At 57.0% G+C, this 22,496-nt stretch carries 23 protein-coding genes; 11 read left to right on the top strand and 12 right to left on the bottom strand.

Annotated elements, in window-relative coordinates; genetic code table 11:
* The first annotated feature begins 20 nt into the window (after window positions 1-20).
* Window positions 21-1,169: an aromatic ring-hydroxylating oxygenase subunit alpha gene (locus tag HZ995_RS09620; protein WP_209355452.1), complete on the top strand. Its 1,149-nt coding sequence runs from the start codon at window positions 21-23 to the stop codon at window positions 1,167-1,169.
* Window positions 1,166-1,375, top strand: a complete 210-nt coding sequence (locus HZ995_RS09615; protein ID WP_209355451.1) for a hypothetical protein — start codon at window positions 1,166-1,168, stop codon at window positions 1,373-1,375. Before HZ995_RS09620 ends, HZ995_RS09615 begins: the two co-directional genes overlap by 4 nt.
* On the opposite strand, the gene HZ995_RS09610 is transcribed toward HZ995_RS09615, so the two are convergent.
* Window positions 1,352-2,098, bottom strand: coding sequence for a glycosyltransferase family 25 protein (locus HZ995_RS09610; RefSeq protein ID WP_209355450.1), 747 nt, complete (start codon window positions 2,096-2,098; stop codon window positions 1,352-1,354). The two genes, HZ995_RS09615 and HZ995_RS09610, sit on opposite strands and share 24 nt — an antisense overlap.
* A gap of 102 nt (window positions 2,099-2,200) precedes the next feature.
* Here HZ995_RS09610 and ttcA point away from each other — a divergent pair, with 102 nt between their 5' ends.
* The 9 genes from ttcA (at window position 2,201) to HZ995_RS09565 (ending at window position 10,980) form a co-directional block, all read left to right on the top strand.
* Complete coding sequence (gene ttcA, locus HZ995_RS09605) at window positions 2,201-3,073, top strand: tRNA 2-thiocytidine(32) synthetase TtcA (RefSeq protein ID WP_209355449.1); 873 nt, start codon at window positions 2,201-2,203, stop codon at window positions 3,071-3,073.
* Window positions 3,074-3,138: 65 nt separating this feature from the next.
* Window positions 3,139-4,686 carry a putative bifunctional diguanylate cyclase/phosphodiesterase gene (locus HZ995_RS09600; RefSeq protein WP_209355448.1) on the top strand — a complete coding sequence of 516 codons (1,548 nt, stop codon included), beginning with the start codon at window positions 3,139-3,141 and terminating at the stop codon, window positions 4,684-4,686.
* 194 nt (window positions 4,687-4,880) lie between these two features.
* Window positions 4,881-6,686 carry a membrane protein insertase YidC gene (gene yidC / locus HZ995_RS09595; protein WP_209355447.1) on the top strand — a complete coding sequence of 602 codons (1,806 nt, stop codon included), beginning with the start codon at window positions 4,881-4,883 and terminating at the stop codon, window positions 6,684-6,686.
* Window positions 6,683-7,420, top strand: a complete 738-nt coding sequence (locus HZ995_RS09590) for an MOSC domain-containing protein (protein WP_209355446.1) — start codon at window positions 6,683-6,685, stop codon at window positions 7,418-7,420. The genes yidC and HZ995_RS09590 overlap by 4 nt, the downstream gene beginning before the upstream one ends.
* A complete protein-coding gene (gene yihA / locus HZ995_RS09585; RefSeq protein WP_209355445.1) occupies window positions 7,420-8,073 on the top strand; it encodes a ribosome biogenesis GTP-binding protein YihA/YsxC in 654 nt (217 codons plus the stop codon). Before HZ995_RS09590 ends, yihA begins: the two co-directional genes overlap by 1 nt.
* A 53-nt stretch (window positions 8,074-8,126) precedes the next feature.
* Window positions 8,127-8,987, top strand: a complete 861-nt coding sequence (gene argB, locus HZ995_RS09580; RefSeq protein ID WP_209355444.1) for an acetylglutamate kinase — start codon at window positions 8,127-8,129, stop codon at window positions 8,985-8,987.
* 57 nt (window positions 8,988-9,044) lie between these two features.
* Window positions 9,045-9,839 carry a sterol desaturase family protein gene (locus HZ995_RS09575; RefSeq protein ID WP_209355443.1) on the top strand — a complete coding sequence of 265 codons (795 nt, stop codon included), beginning with the start codon at window positions 9,045-9,047 and terminating at the stop codon, window positions 9,837-9,839.
* Complete coding sequence (locus HZ995_RS09570; protein ID WP_245168635.1) at window positions 9,806-10,495, top strand: ferredoxin; 690 nt, start codon at window positions 9,806-9,808, stop codon at window positions 10,493-10,495. Before HZ995_RS09575 ends, HZ995_RS09570 begins: the two co-directional genes overlap by 34 nt.
* Entirely contained in the window at window positions 10,492-10,980 is a 489-nt protein-coding gene (locus HZ995_RS09565) for a SixA phosphatase family protein (RefSeq protein WP_209355442.1), read from the top strand. The genes HZ995_RS09570 and HZ995_RS09565 overlap by 4 nt, the downstream gene beginning before the upstream one ends.
* Window positions 10,981-11,057: 77 nt before the next feature.
* Here HZ995_RS09565 and HZ995_RS09560 read toward each other — a convergent pair whose 3' ends face one another.
* The 11 genes from HZ995_RS09560 to HZ995_RS09510 all read right to left on the bottom strand — a co-directional run bounded on the left by HZ995_RS09560 (window position 11,058) and on the right by HZ995_RS09510 (window position 22,419).
* Complete coding sequence (locus tag HZ995_RS09560) at window positions 11,058-11,822, bottom strand: amino acid ABC transporter ATP-binding protein (protein WP_209355441.1); 765 nt, start codon at window positions 11,820-11,822, stop codon at window positions 11,058-11,060.
* A gap of 5 nt (window positions 11,823-11,827) precedes the next feature.
* Window positions 11,828-13,114, bottom strand: coding sequence for an amino acid ABC transporter permease (locus tag HZ995_RS09555; RefSeq protein WP_209355440.1), 1,287 nt, complete (start codon window positions 13,112-13,114; stop codon window positions 11,828-11,830).
* A gap of 1 nt (window position 13,115) precedes the next feature.
* Complete coding sequence (locus HZ995_RS09550; RefSeq protein WP_209355439.1) at window positions 13,116-14,336, bottom strand: amino acid ABC transporter permease; 1,221 nt, start codon at window positions 14,334-14,336, stop codon at window positions 13,116-13,118.
* A gap of 228 nt (window positions 14,337-14,564) precedes the next feature.
* Window positions 14,565-15,584 (bottom strand): amino acid ABC transporter substrate-binding protein, encoded by a 1,020-nt coding sequence (locus HZ995_RS09545; protein WP_209355438.1) that lies wholly within the window; start codon window positions 15,582-15,584, stop codon window positions 14,565-14,567.
* A gap of 201 nt (window positions 15,585-15,785) precedes the next feature.
* Window positions 15,786-16,499 (bottom strand): ATP12 family chaperone protein, encoded by a 714-nt coding sequence (locus tag HZ995_RS09540; protein WP_209355437.1) that lies wholly within the window; start codon window positions 16,497-16,499, stop codon window positions 15,786-15,788.
* A 4-nt stretch (window positions 16,500-16,503) separates the two neighbouring features.
* Window positions 16,504-17,175 (bottom strand): HAD-IA family hydrolase, encoded by a 672-nt coding sequence (locus tag HZ995_RS09535; RefSeq protein WP_209355436.1) that lies wholly within the window; start codon window positions 17,173-17,175, stop codon window positions 16,504-16,506.
* Complete coding sequence (locus HZ995_RS09530; RefSeq protein ID WP_209355435.1) at window positions 17,172-18,215, bottom strand: RluA family pseudouridine synthase; 1,044 nt, start codon at window positions 18,213-18,215, stop codon at window positions 17,172-17,174. The genes HZ995_RS09535 and HZ995_RS09530 overlap by 4 nt, the downstream gene beginning before the upstream one ends.
* Entirely contained in the window at window positions 18,212-18,589 is a 378-nt protein-coding gene (gene crcB, locus HZ995_RS09525; RefSeq protein WP_209355434.1) for a fluoride efflux transporter CrcB, read from the bottom strand. Before crcB ends, HZ995_RS09530 begins: the two co-directional genes overlap by 4 nt.
* A 57-nt stretch (window positions 18,590-18,646) precedes the next feature.
* Window positions 18,647-19,585, bottom strand: coding sequence for an ATP-grasp domain-containing protein (locus tag HZ995_RS09520; protein ID WP_209355433.1), 939 nt, complete (start codon window positions 19,583-19,585; stop codon window positions 18,647-18,649).
* Between the two features lie 118 nt (window positions 19,586-19,703).
* Window positions 19,704-21,017: a replication-associated recombination protein A gene (locus tag HZ995_RS09515; protein WP_209355432.1), complete on the bottom strand. Its 1,314-nt coding sequence runs from the start codon at window positions 21,015-21,017 to the stop codon at window positions 19,704-19,706.
* Window positions 21,018-21,033: 16 nt separating this feature from the next.
* The gene (locus HZ995_RS09510; RefSeq protein ID WP_209355431.1) at window positions 21,034-22,419 is read right to left on the bottom strand and encodes a trypsin-like peptidase domain-containing protein; all 1,386 of its coding nucleotides are present in this window, start codon (window positions 22,417-22,419) and stop codon (window positions 21,034-21,036) included.
* Window positions 22,420-22,496: the final 77 nt, after the last annotated feature.

Here is a 22,496-nt window from a genome sequence, read left to right as displayed (position 1 = left end):
CAGCGACGGAGGACGCAGCTATGGTCACAGACATCTCAGGCGTAGCCCGCCCGATTGCCAAGGCGAACGGTTTGCCAAATGCCCATTACACCGATCCCAGGGTTTTTGCCGAGGAGCGAGATGCTTTGCTTTATGAGCAATGGTCAGGCCTTGCGGTTGCCGCCGATGTGCCAGAGCCCGGAGACGCCAAACCCATCGAATTCCTCGGCGCGCCGCTGTTGCTGTTGCGCGACAAGAAAGGCACAGTGCGTGTGTTTCACAACATCTGCCGCCATCGCGGCATGATCCTTGTCAGCGAGCCTCGCAAGATCGAAGGCGCGATCCGCTGCCCCTATCACAGCTGGTGCTACGGCACGGATGGCCGACTGGTCGCCACGCCGCATGTGGGCGGCCCCGGCATGAACACCCATGACGATATGGACCGCAGCACTTTAGGTCTGATCGAAGTGCCCAGCTACATCTGGCGTGATGTCGTCTTCGTGAACCTTTCCGGAACTGCTGCACCCTTTGAAGAGGTGAACGCCGACCTCATGGCCCGCTGGTCCGAATTTGACAGCCCGCATATTCATGGCGGTGAGGGCAGCTATTTTCGTCTGGACGTCGCAACCAACTGGAAACTCGCAGTCGAGAACTATTGCGAGAGCTATCACCTGCCTTGGGTGCACCCCGGCCTAAACAGCTATTCCCGCCTTGAGGATCACTATAATATCGAAGAGCCCGGCAAATACTCCGGCCAAGGCACCTTGGTCTATCGTCAGATCGAAGGCGAGAACGGTGAGGTCTTCCCGGATTTTCCTGGGCTTTCAGACAAATGGAACGAAGGCGCGGAATATATCACAGTCTTCCCCAATGTGATGCTCGGCGCCCAGCGCGATCATGCGTTCGCGATTATTCTGGAACCCAAGGCCATGGATCAGACGGCGGAACATATTCACCTCTATTATTCCGAAGAGGACACCGATGAGGCCCTGCGCGCCAAAAACGCGGCGCAGTGGAAAGTGGTCTTTGAAGAGGACGTCTTTGTGGTCGAAGGCATGCAGCGCGGCCGCCATGCGCCGGGTTTTGACGGCGGACGGTTCTCACCTGCGATGGACGGGCCGACCCATCTGTTCCACCAATGGGTCGCCGAGAAAATCGCCAAACGTCGCCAGAAAATCGCGGCGGAATGAGCACCTTAGACGCGCGGCTTTTGAAAGCGCACGAGCGGGACGACAAACCCGCTCTGGTCGCGCTCTATACTGAGGCGGCGGAATGCGCCGCAGCGATAGACGCTAAAGCATTCTATCTCACGCATGCCTATGTCTTTGCGTTGGATATTGGAGCGCCCGAAGCCACCAGCCTGCAGCGTCAGCTAAAAGAGCTTGGTCGAATTTAAAGCAACACGAAGCCGTCTTAGAGACTTTGTCGCATCTTTCAGGATGGGCCACCGGTCAAACCAACTCAGCGGATGTATGTCGGTTTTAGATGACCTCTGATGTGCAATTGGCGTCATGGATATAAGCGTTCTTACGTCGGGATATGCTTTTCGAAACCAATTGTAGGCGCCATCCACATGCATTGCGCCTCCGAGGGGATGGCCTCCAGGTCGCATGTAAATTTTCTCCAGGAATGGAACTGCTAAATGGGCGGCGTCCTTTGTGACGCCATAGCAGTGAAGCTTAACAGACGGCACATCAGCAGGAAGCCGCGCAAGTCCTGAGTTCGAAGGCCGAAAGCCATCCGGCGGATACCCCAGGAATATGTCCCATTCGCTCTGGGAAAGATCTCTCAGCAGCGGGAAAAGTATTTCGTCTATATTGCTTGAAAAGTCCGCGTCGTCTTCGAGGATCAAAACGCGGTTTAGCCCTCTCGTTTCAAGGTCTCGCAATATTGCTAAATGGCTTTCGAAGCATCCTTTCGCGCCGCGCGTCGGGAAATCGCCGGAGGTGACTGGCCGCGAGGCAGGAAACAAAACCACCTTCGGGTCGTCGAAACTCAAACCCAACCGCGACAGCTGGACCTTGATGTCCCGCAAGCGATCGGGGCGCGATACGAGGTTGATCACGTATATTGCGTCAAAGACCGACAGCAAAAGACGACCTAGCAGTTCGCGGTTCATTTAAGTCTCCAATCACCCAGATCGAGGGGTACGTCTTGGCACTCTTAGCAACCGCTGTGTTTCCTGCTTTTCTCAGCAATGAAACTTTGGCATATGCGGCACATGCTTGACGAAGATAAAGACGATATTCACCCACTGTTTGCCGGCGCGCCATCATCCGCGAGCTTCAAGAAGCTGCGCAAACGGATCGTGCGCTATACGCGCGAAGCGATCGAACAATACGGATGGATAGAACGTGGCGCACGCTGGCTGGTTTGCTTGTCAGGTGGCAAAGACAGCTACACGCTTTTGGCCGTACTGCACGAGCTCAAATGGCGTGGACTGTTGCCTGTCGATATCCTTGCTTGCAATCTTGATCAGGGACAACCGGGCTTTCCAGCCACCGTCCTTCCTGAATTTCTGGAACGCATGGGCGTTGAGCACCGGATTGAATATCAGGACACCTATTCCATCGTAAAAGACAAGGTGCCGGCGGGCCGCACATATTGTGCGCTCTGCTCAAGGCTTCGGCGCGGCAACCTCTACAGGATCGCGCGCGAAGAAGGCTGCTCGGCTGTCGTTTTGGGCCATCACCGCGATGACATTCTCGAGACCTTCTTTATGAACCTCTTTCACGGAGGCCGTTTGGCGACAATGCCGCCAAAGCTCGTTAACGAAGAAGGCGACCTCTTTGTTTATCGCCCCCTTGCGCATGTGGCCGAAGAGGATTGCGAGAAATTCGCCAAGGCGATGGGTTATCCGATTATCCCTTGCGATCTTTGTGGGTCGCAAGACGGGCTGCAACGCCAACAGGTAAAGCAGATTCTGGACCAATGGGAAAAGAACAGTCCGGGACGTCGCCAGGTCATGTTCCGAGCCCTGATGAACGCGCGGCCGTCGCATCTGTTGGACCCGAAACTCTTTGATTTCGCGGGCCTCGAATTGGGGTCTGTAAAATTCGAAGCAGATTCCGACCTCCCTCCCAAGTTACGTTAAGCTTCGACTCACCCTCCGCACATAATCTGACCATCCAACTCTGATTAGGTTTGGATGGTCTGCGCATGGGGCAAATTCTGAAACTGAACGATCTGATCTCCTCGGTGCAATCCTTGGTAGCTAAAATTGACGCGCGCCTTTTGGTGTTTTGCATCGTTCCCCTTAGTGCGATCGCCTATCAATTGGGTGGCACCTTGGGCTTTTTCATGTCGGGCCTGCTGCTGCCTTTTGCATTTTTGGCATTTCGCCAGGCTCAGTCTGTTTCCGTGATTGCAGCCAATGGGGATGGTCTGACGGGCCTGCCGACTCCGGCTCAACTTGAGGCTTTGACAGATGATTGGCCTGAAAAACTGTCACTGCACCACCAAAAGACTGCCTGTTTCATTGTCCAAGTCGACCGCCTCCCGGATTTCTTGAGTCGGCATGGTGACACAGCCGGCTTCCAACTCCAGCGCAGCCTTGCAGACCGCCTGACCCATGTATTGCGAGATGGCGATCTGATCACGCGCATCGCAGAGGGGTCGTTTAAGTGCATGCTCCATCCTGTCAAACATCTGGACCTGGAAATCTGCATTCATATGGCAAATCGCATCAAGTCGGCGCTTGAAAGTCCGGTTTTGATCGACGGAAACAGCACACGTGTGACAGTCTCTGTCGGGTTTTGCATCAGCGGGCAGATGCAGGACCATGCTCTGTCCGCGCTTGAAGAGGGCGCTGCCATCGCCCTGTCTGCGGCCTTACGCGCCAGCAATTCCTCTATTCGCGCCTTTTCTCCCGCGCTTCTGCTAAAGCACCAATCGCGCAAAAAAATCTGTGAAGAGGCGCGGGATGCTCTGGCAAATAACGAAGTCATCGCCTGGTTTCAGCCGCAAGTTTCAACTGAAACTGGTGCAATCACGGGATTTGAAGCCTTGGCGCGATGGAACCACCCCCAACACGGCATCATGCCGCCCGGCGACTTTCTGGACACTTTGGCCGAATTTGGTCAGTTGGAACAATTGTCTGAAGAAATGCTGCGCCAAAGCATTTCGGCCCTACATGATTGGGACTTGAAGGGGCATCACGTCGCACGCGTGGGCATCAACTTTTCGGGCGATGAATTGCACAATCCGATGCTTGCTGAACGCATTGGGTGGGAATTGGAGCGGCATGAGATCCCGGCGCGACGGATCGGGATCGAAGTTCTGGAATCCGTGATCGCCGGAACTCCCGATGGGGTGGTCGCGCGAAACCTGCGCGATTTGTCAAAAATGGGCTGCCTGATTGATCTGGATGATTTTGGGACGGGCCATGCCTCTATCAGTTCTGTCCAAAGGTTTTCCGCCAATCGGCTCAAAATCGACCGCTCTTTTGTCAAAGAGGTCGATCGCAATCAGGACCAACAGAAACTTATCGCCGCGATTGTGACCATGGCAGAACAGTTGGGGATTGAGACTTTGGCCGAAGGCGTGGAAACCGCTGGCGAACACACGATGCTCGCGCAATTGGGCTGTGGGCATGTACAGGGCTATGGAATTGCGCGTCCAATGCCACTGAAAGACACGATTCCCTGGATGCGCGCGCATGCGAAGAAACTGTCGTCACTCCCCTCTCTGGACCGAAAAACTGGGTAAATCCGCCCGTTCCCCCGCCTGCCAAGCCGCCACAGGGGGAATCCGCTTGACCTTTGGCGCTGACCTCTGTTGAACCACCCTGAGCTATTGCACCCTTGTCCCTGTGCCGGGCAAAGCATAGGTGCATCCAAAGGTTAAAGACGGGCGCGCGCGGCAATCGCCGGGACGTCCAGGAAAACAGGTGGCCCCGCGTCATGGACGACAACAATAAGAATCTAATTCTGGCAACAGGCCTCAGCCTCGCCGTTCTTTTGGTTTGGATGTATTTCTTCCCACCGGCAGAGCCTCCGGTCACCGAAGATCCCAACGCCACCACGGCGACGCAAACTGCAACGCCAACAGCAGCCGCGCCTGTGTCCACCACATCGACCGGCGAAACCACACAGGCTGAGGCGCCAGCGGTACAAGTTGAAACTGTCGCCATTGAGACCGCGCGCCTGAAAGGTTCCATCTCTTTGCAGGGTGGTCGCATCAACGATCTGTCCCTCAAAGACTATCGCGAAACTCAGGCGCCCGACGCGGACATCGTTCACCTGTTTAAACCTCGTACAGAGCCAGGCGGTTATTACGCGCTTTATGGCTGGGCCCCAGGCGCAGGTCTGAGCCTTGATGAAGTGCCTGGCGCAAACACCATCTGGTCGCTGGAAACGGGCGACGCGCTGACCGAAACCTCGCCTATCATTCTGGCGTGGGACAATGGCGCGGGCCTGACCTTCCGCCGCGAAGTCTCGGTTGACGCGAACTACATGTTCTCGGTCAAACAGACGGTTGAGAACACAGGCGCGGGCACCGTGTCTTTGGCGCCTTACGGCATCCTCGCCCGTCATGGCGAACCCGTGGATCTGAAGAACTTCTTCATCTTGCACGAAGGTCTGATCTCGATGACCGACAGCGAACTCACCGAGACCAGCTATGACAATATGGTCGACTTCGAGTTCAACCAGACCGAAGGTGCCAAGGCAGAGTCCATTTCCGTCGCGGAAAACGGCTGGATCGGCTTTACCGACCACTACTGGATGGCGACGCTGATCCCGTCGCAGAACTCTGGCTTCAAAGCCGTTGGCAAATACGACGACCGTCGCGGCATCTATCAAGCCGAGGCCGTTATGCCGACGCAAACCATTGCCGCGGGCCAAACCATCACTGTCGACAGCCAGCTATTCGCCGGTGCCAAAGAATGGGCCACCATCCGCGCCTACGAGCGTGAGGGCGGCATCACCGGGTTCCTTGATTCCATCGACTGGGGTTGGTTCTTCTTCCTGACGAAGCCGATCTTTGCCCTGCTGCATTACCTGAACGAGCTGATCGGCAATATGGGCTGGGCGATCATTGGTCTGACCGTGATCATCAAGATCGTGCTCTTCCCGCTGGCCTATCGGTCTTATGCGTCCATGGCCAAGATGAAAGAACTGCAGCCGCAGATGGAGAAGCTGAAAGAAGCGGCCGGCGACGACCGTCAAAAAATGCAGCAATCCATGATGGAGCTCTACAAGAAGGAAAAGGTAAACCCGGCTGCGGGCTGTCTGCCGATCCTTCTGCAGATCCCGATCTTCTTCTCGCTCTATAAGGTGATCTTCGTGACGCTCGAACTGCGCCACGCGCCTTGGGTGGGTTGGATCACCGACCTCTCGGCACCGGATCCAAGCTCGATCCTGAACCTGTTTGGTTTGCTCAACTATGCAACGCCAAGCCCGGATAGCTTCTTCTTTATCTTCAGCCTTGGTGTTCTGCCCATCATCCTGGGTGTCTCCATGTGGCTGCAACAAAAGCTGAACCCGGCCCCAACTGATCCGACCCAGCAGATGATCTTTGCCTGGATGCCTTGGGTCTTCATGTTCATGCTGGGCAGCTTTGCCTCGGGTCTGGTGGTTTACTGGATCGCGAACAACCTGATCACCTTCATTCAGCAATATTCGATCATGCGGATCCACGGCTATAAGCCTGATGTCTTTGGCAACATCAAATCGGGCTTCAAGCGCAAGCCGAAGGAAGAGAAATGACACTGACCGTCACGTCGCTCTGGCGCCACCCCATTAAGGCGCATGGGCGGGAAGAAGTAAGTGAAGTCACATTGGTCCCCGGGCAGAGCATGCCCGGGGATCGTCTTTGGGCCGTCGCCCATGAGGCCGCGAAACTCGATGGCACCAATTGGGTGCGCTGCACCAATTTCACGCGTGCGGCTGGGTCTCCGAAATTGATGGCAATCACCTGCAAGACCGAAGCACATCAACTGCGCCTCAGCCACCCTGATCTGGACGATCTGCTGTTTGATCCAAACGCGGATCAGGCCACGTTTCTGGAGTGGGTCATGCCGCTGATGCCAGAGGGGCGTGCCAAGCCTGTGAAACTGATCGAAGCGTCGGAGCAAGGGTTCACCGACAGCAGCTGGCCGTCGCTGACACTCTGCAACCATGCGTCTCACAAAGCTGTAGAAGCGCAGTTAGGCAAGGATCTGTCGATCCATCGTTGGCGCGGCAATATTTGGTTTGACGGTCTGCCCGCGTGGGAAGAGCTCGACTGGGTCGGCCGCGACCTGCGCTTGGGTGATGCTGTGGTGAGCGTCCGCGAACGCACCGAACGGTGCATGGCGACCACATCAAACCCTGACACAGGCGAGCGCGATGCGGATACTCTGGGTGCCTTGCAGACATTCGGGCACAAAGACTTCTCCGTCAAAATAGCCGTCACCCAAGGCGGCCTCGTCCGTGTTGGCGACAAGTTGGGGCTGATCTGATGCAACTGCCTTTCCCTATTGTCGAAGAGCCTGATGAGATCAGCCGCGAAAAGGGCCGCAAGCTTTTCGTTGGCAGCAATGCGGACTTCCTGAAGGGCGTTGTGGCCATGAATGGCCTGCCGGCGGATGACCGGATTGAGGTCTGTTTCGCGGGCCGCTCGAACGTCGGCAAATCCAGCCTGATCAATGCGTTGACAGGGCGCAAGGGTCTCGCACGTGCCTCCAATACGCCGGGCCGCACGCAGGAAATCAACTTCTTTACCCTGACCGAGAGCCACTATCTGGTCGACCTGCCGGGCTATGGCTTTGCCAATGCGCCGCTGGCGGTGGTGGAAAAATGGCAGCGCCTGCTCAAGCAATATCTGCAAGGCCGCGTTGGCCTGCGCCGCGCCTTTGTGCTGATTGACAGCCGTCATGGCGTGAAAGACGTGGACGAGGAAATCATGTCCCTGCTCGACAGCGCCGCTGTGACGTTTCAGGTCGTCATGACCAAGGCCGATAAGGTCAAGGAAAAGGACCGCGCCAAGATTATGGATCAGGTGCGCAGCAAACTGTCTAAGCACCCAGCGGCCTTTCCTGAAATCGTTTTGACCAGCTCGGAAAAAGGCGACGGCATCCCGACCCTACGCGCCTTGATCGCGAACCTGATCTAAAGCTTGGCCCCCAGCCCCGAACCCGCTAAACCCGTCCGTCAGAGGACCTACGCATGAGAACGCAAAACATGAACCGCGATTGGATCGCCACCGCCCGCACCCTGTCATCCGCCCTGCCCTATATGCAGCGCTATACGGGTGCAACCGTCGTCATTAAGCTCGGCGGTCACGCCATGGGCTCTGACGAGGCGATGGAGGAATTCGCGCGCGATGTGGTTCTGATGCAGATGGTCGGCATTCAGCCGGTCGTCGTGCATGGCGGCGGACCGATGATCAACGCGATGCTGGATAAGCTCGAGATAAAATCGGAGTTCGTGAACGGCAAACGTGTCACAGACAAAGCCACCGTCGAAGTCGTCGAGATGGTGCTCTCTGGCACTGTTAACAAACGGATTGTGCAGGCGATCAATATGGCGGGCGGCAAGGCTGTGGGCCTGTCTGGCAAAGACGCGAACCTGATGATCTGTGATCAGACCAATCCGGATTTGGGCTTCGTCGGCACGCCCTCCTATATGAACCCGACCGTCCTTCAGGATATGGCCGCGAACGGCACAATCCCGGTGATCGCTCCACTGGGCGCAGGCCGTGATGGCGAGACGTTTAACGTCAACGGAGACACCGCCGCTGGCGCCATCGCGGGAGCTTTGAAAGCCGACCGCCTGTTGCTGTTGACCGATGTCTCGGGCGTGAAAAACAAGGACGGCGAGGTCATCACCGAGCTTAGCGCGCAAATGATCCGTGATTTCATCGAGGATGGCACAATTGCAGGCGGCATGATCCCGAAAACCGAGACCGCGCTCGACGCCATCAAAGACGGAGTGCGTGCGGTGGTTATTCTCGACGGGCGTGCCCCGAATGCTTGCCTTCTAGAGCTCTTCACAGACCACGGCGCAGGGTCTCTTATTCGCGCTTAACGCAATTGTGTCGCTGTCAGAATTGACAGCCCTGCGCGCGGCTTTCATGGTCTCTCCATGGAAAACGAAGCTCTCATTCGCCTGTCGGTATTTCTAGGTCTTTTCATCGCCTTGGCGAGTGCCGAGACCCTGTTTCCGCGTCGACCACGTCAGCAAAAACGTCAAAGCCGTTGGCTCGCCAATTGGGGTCTTGTGTTGATCGACACGGCGACCCTGCGGCTGGTGGCTTTGGTTCTACCGGCTTTGGCGGCTGGAGCTGCGTTGGATGCGAGCGCGCAGGGCTGGGGCCTTTTTAACGCTCTAGGCTGGCCCTTGTGGGTCGAGTTCGTTCTGGCGGTTTTGATCTTTGATTTCGCGATCTGGGCGCAGCATTTGATTACCCATAAGATACCGATCCTGTGGCGTTTGCACCGTGTTCACCATGCGGATCGGGATATGGATGTGACGACGGCGATCCGGTTCCATCCCGTGGAAATCGCCCTCTCGATGCTGTTGAAGATCGGATTGGTCTATTTGATCGGGCCGTCGGTGCTGGCGATTGTTGTGTTTGAGATCCTGCTCAATGGCACTGCCATGTTCAACCATTCCAATCTGCGCCTGCCGCTGGGGTTTGATCGCCTGCTGCGCATGGTCCTTGTGACGCCGGACATGCATCGCGTGCACCACTCGGTTCACCGCCATGAGCATGACAGCAACTATGGATTTTCTCTGTCCCTTTGGGATCGGATTTTTGGCACCTATATCGCGCAGCCCGAGGCGGGACATGACGATATGACGGTTGGCCTGCAATGGCAGGATGAACGGCCAGCGAAACTCGGATGGGTTCTGGCGCTGCCCTTCTTTCGCAAATGACCTATGAGGAGCTGGACCACCTGTGCCGAGCCAAGGCGCTGCGCATTCTAGGGGCATTTTCGGTCGATCTAGAGCACGATACTGACCTCGCTGGGTTTCAAACGCTTATGATGTTGGGGCCGGATGAGCCGTCTTTCTGGCCAATCTTCACTTCATCGGCCGAATTTGAGAAACCCAAAGATCCCATGGATCATTGGTCAAAGCGGGTAATCGGCGCGCTCGCAGATGAACTTGCTGGAAAGGCGTTCTTTCCATCCGACGGTCCGCCCTACCCGCCGTTTTTCACATGGGCCACAAGAACCCAGAGATGCCATAGCTCTCCGGTCAACCTTTTGGTGCATGACCGCGCGGGGATGATGGTATCTTTTAGGGGTGCTTTGGCCTTGCGAGAGGCTGTTGCGCTGCCAGATCCTCCTGAAGGCCCCTGTTTGAGCTGTGCAGAGACACCTTGTTTTTCCAGTTGCCCAGTCAATGCCCTCACGCCAGACGGCTATGACGTCACCGCCTGCAAATCGCACATATCATCGCCCGCGGGCCGTGAATGTATGCAAGGTTGCAAGGTGCGGCTGGCATGTCCGGTGTCGCAAACCTTTGGTCGCCTGCCCGCGCAATCCGAATTCCATATGCGCGCCTTTCTGGGACCCGATATCACATGACCAAACGCCTGATCCTGATCCGCCACGCGAAATCTAGCTGGGAGCACGCCGGACCTGACCACGCACGGCCGCTCAACAAGCGTGGTTATGTCTCGGCACAGGCGGTGGGCGATTGGCTGCGCGACAGGCAATATTGGCCGCAAGAAGTTCTGTGTTCCACAGCAAAGCGGACGGTTGAGACCTGTGCGCACATCGGCTTTGACATGGAAACGCGGTATCTCGACAGCCTCTACCATGCGGCTCCTGAAGAAATGTTTAACCAGTTGCAGCACGCCAAAGCCGACACTGTTGCGATGATCGCGCATAACCCCGGCATTGCCGCATTGGCGGGAGAGCTTGTTGATCGCTTTCCAAATCACCCGCGTTACTTTGACTACCCGACCTGCGCGACGGCGGTACTGGATTTCCCGATCTCGGATTGGCGAGACCTTCGGATCAACACGGGGCAACTGGTCGATTTCATCATCCCACGCGAATTGGTCTGAGCCCGGCACAAGGCCGTGCCGCTGAACAGAAAAGGCCCCGCGAAACCGCGAGGCCTTTCCAAAGATTTTCAAACAGATCAGTGACCGAGGATCTGGCTGAGGAACAGCTTGGTCCGGTCGCTTTGTGGGTTGTTGAAGAACTCTTCTGGCTCGTTCTGCTCCACAATCTGACCCGCATCCATAAAGATCACGCGGTTCGCCACCTGACGCGCAAAGCCCATTTCGTGGGTCACGCAGAGCATGGTCATGCCCTCTTCGGCGAGTTCGATCATGGTGTCCAGAACCTCTTTGATCATCTCTGGGTCCAGAGCCGATGTTGGTTCGTCAAACAGCATGATCCGCGGCTTCATGCAGAGCGAGCGGGCAATTGCCACACGCTGCTGTTGACCACCAGACAACTGACCTGGGTACTTATTCGCCTGATCCGGAATTTTCACCTTCTCAAGGAAATGCATCGCCAGTTCTTCGGCTTCTTTCTTAGGTGTTTTACGCACCCAGATCGGCGCCAGCGTACAGTTCTCAAGGATCGTCAGATGCGGGAAGAGGTTGAAGTGCTGGAAACACATGCCGACCTCGGACCGGATCTTGTCGATGTTCTTGAGGTCAGAGGACAGAACCGTCCCGTCGACCTCAATCAGACCCTGCTGGTGCTCTTCCAGAGCGTTGATACAGCGGATGAGCGTGGACTTACCGGAGCCCGATGGGCCACAGATAACGATCCGTTCGCCACGATAAACAGTCAGGTCGATGTCACGCAGAACGTGGAACGAGCCATACCATTTGTTCATCTTCTGGATTTGGATCGCGACTTCGTCGGATACTTTCATTTGAGCATTCGTCATTGAGATTAATCCCTATGATCAGTTTGCAGCTGGCGTTCGAGCCACTGCGAATATTGAGAGATGCCGTAGCACACGACAAAGAACAGAAGGGCAGCAAAGCCAAAGACTTCCCAGTAGATCCCGGTCCAGTTGGCCGACCCTAGGATCGGGCCACGGATGGCGCCGACGAGGTCGAACATGGAGATCACCGAAACCAGCGTGGTGTCTTTGAACAGACCCACCGCCACGTTCACGATGCCCGGAATGGAGATCTTGAGCGCTTGCGGCAGGATAATCAGACGCATCGCCTGGGAATAGTTCAGCCCCAAGCTGTCTGCGGCTTCGTATTGGCCCTTCGGCAGGGCTGCCAGACCGCCACGGATCACCTCGGCAATATAGGCCGCCGAGAAGAGCGTGATCATGATGATCACCCGCAGGATCAGGTCGATATTGGCATCCGGTGGGAAGAAATACGCCAGAACCACGTTTGCCACGAAGAGCAAGGTGATCAGCGGTACGCCCCGCACGAATTCGATAAAGACAACGCAGATGCCTTTGATGATCGGCATAGACGACTGACGCCCTAGCGCCAGTGCGATACCCAGAGGGATCGACAGTGACACACAGATCGTGCCCAGGATCATGTTGAGCATAAAGCCCCCCATGTCGCGGCTTGCCACCGGCTCAAAGGCCATGAACCCAGAGGCCGCACCCGAGAGCATTCCGCCCACACGCCATACGATGATGGCGGCGACCAGACCTGCAACCAGTCCCAACACAAAACCAGAGCGCTTCTCGCCTTCAAGGAAGGCATAGTAGCCCGCGATGAAACCGATCAGACCTACGATTGGCGCCAGAATGGTGCCGCCCCAGATCAGCCAGAAGGCAATGAACGGGTAAAGCAGGGTCAAGACCAGCATCTTGCGTGGCAGGCCATTAAACAACACGGGCGACACACAAGGCAGAAGCAGCACAAAGGCCAGGAATGGACGCCAGTAGCTGTCAGACGGGTAGCTGATCCCGAACAAAAGCTGGTTCCAGCGTTCCGCCAGAATGGCAAAACACGCGCCCGTCTCACCTGCCAGCGCAGCGACGCAATCCGCGCGGCTGCCACCTTCCCAGACGCCATTGGCGAACCATGGGTACACACCAATCACAATCTTGATGACGAAGTAGACTGCCAGAATGGTCAGGATCGAGTTGATCCATCCCGAGAACAGGTTCTCGCGCAGCCATTTCACAGCCCCTGCTTCGCGCGCCGGTGGCGGCGATGGAGGGATCTGGTCGTGACGCACAAAGGATACATCAGACATATCAGCGCTCCTTCAACTTAACAGAGTTGTTGTAGATGTTCATGACCACCGAAATCGTCAGCGAGACGGTGAGATAGAACAGCATCAACAAGAGGATGGCTTCGATCGCGCGGCCGGTCTGGTTCAGCGTGATGCCGCCCAGCGTGCCGGTGATGTCCATGTAACCCACCGCAATCGCTAGAGACGAGTTTTTGGTGATGTTCAGATACTGGGAAATCAGCGGCGGAATGATCACGCGCAGCGCTTGTGGAAGGATCACAAGGTTCATGATCCGACCCGGACGCAGACCCAGGGCCGCAGCGGCTTCGGTCTGACCTTTGCTGATCGCTTGGATCCCGGCACGAACGTTTTCCGCGATAAAGGCCCCTGTATAGATCGCCAAAGCGAACCAAAGCGCAATCAACGACAGACGGAGGTGAACGCCTCCCTGGAAGTTGAAGCCTTTGAGTTCTGGACGCTCAAGACCCACTGGCTGACCCAACAGGAAGTACATTATCACGCCCGGCACGATCAGGATCGCCAAGGATGGCCAGCCTGTCGGCAGCATGCGACCGGTGCTGTAAAGCAGGTTGCGCGCATAGCGACGGTAGACAAACACGCCGACAATCGACGCCAGAATGGTCAGCCAAAAGACCATCGATCCGCTGCCGTTTTCAAACGCTGGGATATAGACCCCGCGGTTCGTGAAGGCGACCATGTCGAGCCACATCTCTGACGTCGCATTCTCTCCGCGGAAAGCCCGAGGCTGCGGCAGCGCGTTGGACATCGCTAGGAAGATGATCAGGATCCAGATCAGAACCGGCACGTTGCGGAAGGCTTCGACGTAGATGCTCATCAAGCGTGCGACCAACCAGTTGTTGGACAGACGCAGAACACCTGCGATGACGCCCAGAACCGTCGCAGAAACACAGGCCAGGAAAGCCACGATCAACGTATTGATCGCGCCTACGGTGGATGCACGGGCATGGGTGGATTGTGACGTATAGTCGATGGGGCGCTGGTTGATGTCATAACCAGCAGGCTCGCCCAAAAACGCCCACGAGATATTCAAACCCGCGCGTTCAAGGTTGGCGAAAAGGTTGGAGATCAGATAGCCGATGCCAAAGATCAGCAGCACAAGCGCGATAAACTGGAACGTGTACGCGCGGTAGCGTGTGTCGTTGATCAGCATTCCTATACGGAAGCCGTCTTGACTCACACCTGGATCAGGGATTGTGGACATATGTGTCCTCTGTCAGCAGAAGCCGTCTCCGAGCAAGCAGCGCTCTAAGAGGTGGCAGAGTTTCAATAGCTACAGCGTTGACCGACGAAAACAGGAAACGGAAACCAGATACATACGCGGAGTCGTTGAGGTCCGTGCATGCCGCGCCCTGTCGATTTGATAAATTGTCAGAAAACGCCCCAGATAAGAAAAGGGCGTGGAAATTCCACGCCCTCTCCTAAGATCAACTTACCGGAATGGTGGGGAGTAGATCAGGCCACCGTCGGTCCACTTGGCGTTTACGCCACGTGCCAGACCGATGTTGGTGTCTTCACCGATGTTGTTCGCGAAGACTTCGCCGTAGTTACCGCCCGCCATGATAGCGCGCTTCGCCCATTCTGCGTCCAGACCCAGCATCTCGCCCAGAGTACCTTCGGTACCCAGCAGACGGTTGATTTCTGGAGTGGATGGGTTCGCAGATGCGCCCAGAGTTGCGATGTTGTCAGAAGTAACACCCAGCTCTTCTGCAGTGATCAGAGCGTTCAGAGTCCAACGAACGATGTCGCCCCAGTTGTTGTCGCCGTGACGTACCAGTGGGCCGAGTGGCTCTTTGGATACGATTTCTGGCAGAACAACGTAGTCACCTGGGTTTGCGAAGTTCGCACGCTGCGCCGCCAGAGCGGATGCGTCAGTGGTGTAAACGTCACATGCGCCGGACAGGAACAGCTGAACAGCTTCGGAACCGGTTTCGATTGGCACTGGCTCGTAAGAGATGTTGTTCGCGCGGAAGAAGTCCGCGAGGTTCAGCTCGGTGGTTGTACCGGTTTGGATACAAACAGTCGCGCCGTCCAGCTCTTTCGCAGAGGAAACGCCCAGTGCGGTTGGAACCATGAAGCCCTGACCGTCGTAGTAGTTCACACCGACGAATTCAAACTTCAGGTCAACGTCACGAGAGAAGGTCCATGTGGTGTTACGTGCCAGCATGTCGATCTCGCCTGCTGCCAGCGCGGTGAAACGAGTTTTACCGGTGGTAGGAACGAATTCGATTGCGGTGGAGTCACCCAGAACAGCAGCTGCAACCGCACGGCAAACAGCAACGTCAAAGCCCTGCCATACGCCGTTCGCATCAGGCTCAGCAAAGCCTGGAACGCCGGTGGACACACCACAGTTCAGTTTGCCGCGCGCCTTGACGTCGTCAAGCGTACCAGCAAACGCAGCGCCAGCAGACAGAGCGAGTGCCGCAGCGCCGAAAATAACGGATTTTTTCATTTTTACCTCTTCCTGGTTTGTCGCCCTTTTGGGCGGCTTTCGATTCCGTTTTATTGGAATCGTTTTCACCGAGTGGAGTGCTCCCCATCCCAGTAGCGCCGAGTTTGGACGAATTTTCCGAGGAAGGTCAAGTGTATCTATTACAATGGCGATTAAATTTTAGGCGGTTTGCGAACTTTTGGAATGACTGCCCGAAAACGCCTATTGTTTGCGCAAACGATTGAACAAATATGCATTTTTAAACGCAGTTTTCTTAATTTCTGCTTGCTCTTGCGCCTCTTCGTCCTCGCCCCACTGCTCTTCTTGCCAAGATTCGTCGATGCGAGAAAGCGACCAAAGCTCATCAATTGGTGCGAAATCGGAAACAGCCGCGAATCCCAAGACCAGCGAACCGGACAAACAGACGAGGTCATGGAAGGCTGCGAGCTCGAAATTGTCCATTTCGTGGACCTTGAGTCGGAGCGATTCCAGCGCGCCAGCATCCTGTCCCTGAAACATCACACCGGCCACAGGTGTCAGGCGCGCGCCGTAAGTTTCTGCTATCCAATCCAGAACCGGATCCCAGGCCTCGGCCTGACGTTGAACCAGCGCCTCGGGGCTGTCCGCGCGATAGCACAAAAGATCTGTGCCGCCGTATTCGGCCAACATGTCGGCAACTTCGGCATGCTGCTGCGCGACCTTGTCCAAAGCCGAGTTCGCACAGCGCGTCACAGGCATGGACATGGGATCAATCTGTTCACCTTGCGCATCCCATTCTGCTGCAATCGCCTCGGCCAAGGCTCGGGTTGGAACCACTGCCGGAGTCTTTGCTGGGGTCTTCAAAGGACGCCCATCCAACTCGACTGCAAAGCCCACCTCCGTTTCCGCAACCGCGGCAGATTTCCAAAAACGTTTTGCCGTATTCCAGCCAGACATATTTCTATCCCAACATTTGATCCAAAACCGGAAGAAGCTCCTCGAACCGGTCTATGATGAATTCCGCATCGGCCAGCTTTTCGCGGCCATGGTATCCCCAGCTCACGCCAATGCCACGCACGCCAGCGGCGCGGGCCATGGACATGTCAAAACTGGTGTCTCCGATCATGACCGTCTGCGCTGCGTCAACGCCCGTTTCAGCCATGGCAGCCTCGATCATCGAAGGGTGCGGCTTGGACGGATGATGATCCGCGACCTGTTCGGTCACAAAAAATCCCTCCAGCACATGTCCCGCGATCAAGCTGTCCAACCCTCGCCGAGACTTGCCCGTCGCCACGCCCAACAATGTGTAGGGCTGCGCACGCAAGGCGTCCAATATCTGCCGCGCACCGGGGTAAAGCGGCGAAGACTCCACGCTGCCTTTGGCCGCGCGCAGGTCCTGATAGGCCTGCTTATAGGCGTCGACCAAATCGATCTGCTCACCCAGTGATGCTTCAGGTGCTAGCCGCTGCATGGCCACATCCAAAGACAAACCAACAATAGACAGAACATTTTCCCGCGCGGGGGCCGGCTTGCCCAGCGCTGCGAACGCACGAGACATGGATCCCACGATGTCGCCCTGACTGTCGACCAACGTCCCGTCGACGTCAAAGATCACCAGCCTAAGGTCGCTCATCGCAACTCCTCAAAGGGATCTTCCTGCGCCATATCGGGCGTCCAGTCGAAGGTCTCAAAGGTATGGGCCATGTGATCCGGCATTGGGGCTGTGACCGTCATAACGGATTTTGTGCCCGGATGCTCAAAGCTCATCATTCGCGCGTGCAGGTGCAGTTTCTTGGAAATGATGCCACCCAACTGCGCGCCCCAGCCGTCGCCAAGGTTCTCTTGCCCCGAGCCGCCGTATTTCCCGTCGCCAATGATCGGATGCCCGATCTCGGCCATATGGGCGCGCAATTGGTGAGTACGACCGGTGATCGGCTCCATTGCAACCCAAGCCGCGCGGCTGGCCACACGATAGAGCGTTGCATATTGCGTCAACGCGCGTTTTGCGCCCGGTGTTGAGCCCACATCGCGCGGATGCACCGCATGCATCTTCTCGCCTTCACCGCGTTTGCCATGGCCGTGAGCTTTGACGAGCCCATATTTGATTTCGCCCAGGTAAGGCGTCGGCACGCCAGCCACCACGGCCCAGTAAATCTTGCGCGTGGCATGGTGGCGGATCGATGACGTCAGGGCCTGCGCCGCCTGCCGCGTGCGCGCCAGCAGCAGTACGCCCGATGTGTCCTTATCCAGCCGATGCACAAGGCGCGGCTTTTCCTCGTAGCCAAACTTCAATGCCTCAGAAAGGCCGTCCACATGGCGCGTCTGCTTGCTGCCGCCTTGGGTCGGCAGACCCGGAGGTTTGTTCAAAGCAATAATGTGATCGTCACGATAAATCACACAGGATTGGATCAGCTTTTCATCGGCTGCCGAGATACGATTGCTGCGCGGTTTCGGCTCTGGCGCTTTATCCGGTAGGGGCGGCACGCGCACCATCTGACCCGCCTCAAGCCGCGTCGCAGGTTTCACCCGCCCGCCATCCACACGGAGCTCGCCTTTGCGACACATTTTTTCGATGCGGATCTGGTTCAGCTGCGGGAAAGTCGCCTTCAGCCAGCGATCCAGACGCATATCCGCATCGCCCACCGCGACTTCAATCGTTTGCACGCCAATCATGCCCAAATCCCCCGAGCGATCCAAAGCCCCAAGACCAGCGCCGCAATCGACGCCCCGACCGACAGAGCCACATAGAAGGCTGCAGCCCCCGTCTGACCTTTTTCAAACAGGGTCACCGCCTCTAGAGAAAAGGCCGAGAAGGTAGTGAACCCGCCCAAAAACCCCGTCATCACCAAAGGGCTCAGATGCATGATCCCCTTGCGATGGGCAAAGACCACGAAAAGCCCCATCAGAAACGACCCGACAATATTCACAGTGACAACGCCCAGCGGAAATCCGGTTCCGACAAGGCGGATCACGCCCAGCCCCGCAAGATAGCGCATCACTGCGCCCAAGGCTCCGCCCAGCGCCACATATGTCAGGTTCAAAAACATCCCGGCTCTCTCGCCCCTGCCTCGGCTTTTGTCAACCTTGGGGACGGGTCCGGACCCTTAGCCCATCCGAGATTTCACGAAATCCACAAAACGTTGCTCAGGCGAAAAGCCGAACAGAGCCTCGCCGTTGCCGACGAAGTTGGAATAGGGGTTAAAGTCATAGAAACAGGCGCTGCCAGAGTCTTCGCGCAGGAAATACTCGACGCCACCAATGTCGGCTTTGGATTTGGCACAGATATCCAGAACATTTTGCAGAATCTCGGCGGGCACTTCGTTGGCGACGATGCCGTCATTGCCAATCACGCACATATCAAAGTCATCGGCTGCGGGTTCTTCGTCAAAGCTGATGCTGCAGCCATCTGCGGCGCAATAGTTGAACTGGTTTTCCACCACCTGCTGGCGAATGCTGTAAAACAGTGCCCCGTCCAGAATTTCCACACGGTACACATGGCCGTCCGAGCGGATGTATTCCTGCACAAGTCCGGTGCCGTCGATGCCCAGATCCAAGCTGCCGTCAGCTATCGCATCACGCAGCTCTTGCGCCGTATCAAACCGCGCCACACCAGATCCGGAACCACCAATATTAGGCTTAACGATCACAGGAAAGCCGATGGTCTCGGCGGCGGCAGGGGCGTCTTCGGGGCGGTAGATGGCGACGGATTTCGGGCAATCCAGCCCAAGGCTTTCAAAGATCCCGTTTTGCACGGCCTTGGAGGCTCCGACGAAATGCGCCTGTGAGCCGTTAATGACCTCGATACCCAGGCTCTCCATCAAATGAAGAACATGCAGCGTATGTGCCGCAACCGAAGAGGCGCGCCCTTCAGAGGGCATCATATTCACGCGGTTGATGCAGAGGTCGAAATCGAAATCAGATTTCGATGTCAGAAAGGCTGCATCGGCAACATTGATCGCAACAAGCTCAATCCCGTTTTTCGCAAAACATGTCCGCAGATCATCAGACCAGGTGGGGTGCTCGTAAAGAAATCCGACTTTCATTGTCGCCTCGTATTTTTAGGTTGCTGGCCGGGACGCGAGTCTCTGGCCGATGGCCTTGCGCTATCAAACTCGAACGCTAGGTTCAAACATCGAAAACACCGACTGAGACCTCGGATTATTAGCCCTTACCACGCTGTGCCCGCAGTTTGGCGAAATAGGCGACGCGTTTGGCAAGATCGCGTTCAAAACCACGCTCAACCGGAGTATAAAATTCTGGGCGCTTCATGCCCTCGGGGAAATAGTTCTGCCCCGAGAAGCCGTCCTCTGCGTCGTGATCATAGGCATACCCCGCCCCATAGCCCTGTTCCTCCATCAGGCCTGTCGGCGCATTCAGGATATGCTTCGGCGGCATCATCGACCCTGTCTTTTTGGCCGCTTTGCGTGCGGCCTTGTAGGCCACGTAGTTCGCGTTGCTCTTGGGGGCGAGCGCCAGATAGACCACGGCTTGCGACAGGGCCAATTCCCCCTCTGGCGAGCCAAGCCGCTCGTAGGTCTCCCAGCTCTGCAAGCAAACCGCCTGTGCCTGCGGGTCGGCGAGACCGATGTCCTCGACGGCCATACGCACCAGCCGTCGCGCCAGAAATCGTGGGTCTTCGCCCCCCTCAAGCATCCGCGCAAACCAGTAAAGAGCTGCGTCGGGATCGGATCCCCGCACCGACTTATGCAGCGCTGAAATCAGGTTGTAGTGCTCATCCCCCGACTTGTCGTAGTTCACCGCCCGTTTCATCAGACGCGTCGCCAATTGATCGGTTGAGAGCTTGCCGTCGACTTTCCAGGCCGCAACCTGTTCGATCAGATTGAGCAAAGCACGGCCGTCGCCGTCGGCCATCTCAAGCAAAGCCTCACGCGCCGCGCCTTCAAGCGGGAGCGCTTTGCCCAGTTCCGTCTCGGCGCGCTGCGCCAAACGTTCCAGATCTGAGAGCTTCAGGCGTTCAAGAACCAAGACCTGCGACCGCGACAGAACAGCGGCGTTCAGTTCAAAACTCGGGTTTTCGGTGGTCGCGCCCACCAAAAGGATCGTGCCGTCTTCCATATGCGGCAGGAACCCGTCCTGCTGAGCTTTGTTGAAGCGGTGGATCTCGTCCACGAACAAAAGGGTTCCCTGCCCGTTTGCCCGCCTGATCTTGGCTGCCTCGAAAACTTTTCGCAGCTCTGGCACACCCGTAAAGATCGCCGAGATCTGGACGAAATGCAGATCCGTTTCCTGCGCCAAAAGCCGCGCAATGGTGGTTTTACCAACGCCCGGTGGCCCCCAGAAAATCAGCGAACTCAGGCTGCCCGCGTCCAGCATCACGCCCAAGGGCGCATCGGGCCCTAGAACCTGCTCTTGTCCAATCACCTCGCCCAAAGACTGTGGGCGCAAGCGATCTGCCAAGGGGCGCGGGGCTGTGTCTTGGGTCTGGGTCTGAGGGTCTCCGAAGAGATCGGCCATTGGGGTCGCCTTGGGGTTAGAGCCTGAAGCGCATGAGAATCTGTTGACCCCCACGCTCGATCGCCAAGGTGATACGGCTACCGGCATTACGCAAGGCGCGTTGGGCAGATTTCGTGTCGGGCGTTTCTTCGCCGTTGACCGCGCGCAGGATATCCCCAGCGCGCAAACCAGCCCGCGCGCCCGAGGGGCCGGGATCTTCGATTACAACGCCTTCGGCCCCAAGCGGCAGCCGAGAGCTGGCGATGACGGCTGGGTTGATATTGGATAAGGTCACCTCTGGAATGGCCGAACGTCTGCCCGTGGTGATCGTCTCGCGCGCCGGGATTTCGGGTGGAGCGGTCAGAGAGACCGTCACGATTTGCGCGCGCCCCTTCTGCAACACAGTCAGATCCGCTTCAGAGCCAAGCCCGGCCACCGACATGCGGAAAATCATCTCGGACCCTGTATTCACCGGCTGACCATCCACCGCAAGGATCACGTCGCCCGGTGCGAGCCCCGCATCACGCAAGGGGCTGGCCTCGTGCAGCGAGGAAATCACGATGCCTCCAGGGCGATCCATCCCGAGGCTTTCGGCCATATCCGCATCGACGGGCTGGCCAGAGGCGCCGGCCCAGGGACGTTGGAAGCTGTCGTTACCGGCCTTGGCTTGCGCCACAAATTGCGCGACCAGATTTGTGGGAATGGCGAAACCGATGCCATTGCTGCCGCCCGACCGCGTCAGAATACGCGTGTTGATGCCGATGAGGTCTCCGTTGACGTCAATCAAAGCGCCGCCCGAGTTGCCCGGGTTGATCGGTGCGTCAGTTTGCAGAAAATACCCCTGCCCCGCGCCCGCCGCAGTGCCAGACCGCGCAAGGCCTGACACAATGCCGCTGGACACAGTTTGGCCGACGCCGAATGGGTTGCCGATTGCCAGGACAAGCTCTCCGACATCGACGGTGTCGCTGTCGCGCAAAGTGAGGTGCGGCATGTCTTTCGGCGCGTCGATCAATTGAAGGATCGCGAGGTCGCTTTGCTGATCCCCCAACAGAACACGTGCTGCGAACTCGCGGCGGTCGTTGAGGACAACACGGATATCCGTTGCCATGCCGACGACGTGATAGTTGGACACGACGATGCCTTCGCCTGACAGGATCACGCCAGATCCCAATGAGTTCTGCACCTGCGGCCGCGTGGTGCCGAAATCGCGAAACAGGTTTTGAAAGAAGGGATCACCTTGAAACGGGCTTTGGCGCGTCTCGACCACACGTTTGGCGTAGATATTGACCACAGCGGGAGCGGCCTCCTTCACCAAAGGCGCAAAGCCAAGTTGGATTTCCACTTGGCTCGTCGGGACTTTGGTTTCCGCAGATGCCAGAGTGGCGAAGACAAGAGAGACGGCAGCAAGGGTTGCGCGGATCATAGGGAGGCCTTGGTTGGATCGTAGTCGTTTTGATATGCGCAGGAGGCGCGCGCATTGCAAGAGACAGCAAGGCCGAG

Origin of the sequence: Cognatishimia activa, from assembly GCF_017798205.1 — a bacterium.
Lineage (GTDB): Bacteria > Pseudomonadota > Alphaproteobacteria > Rhodobacterales > Rhodobacteraceae > Cognatishimia > Cognatishimia activa_A.
The sequence above is the reverse complement of the archived record's forward strand: the minus strand, read 5'-3'. Positions and strand labels throughout refer to the sequence as shown.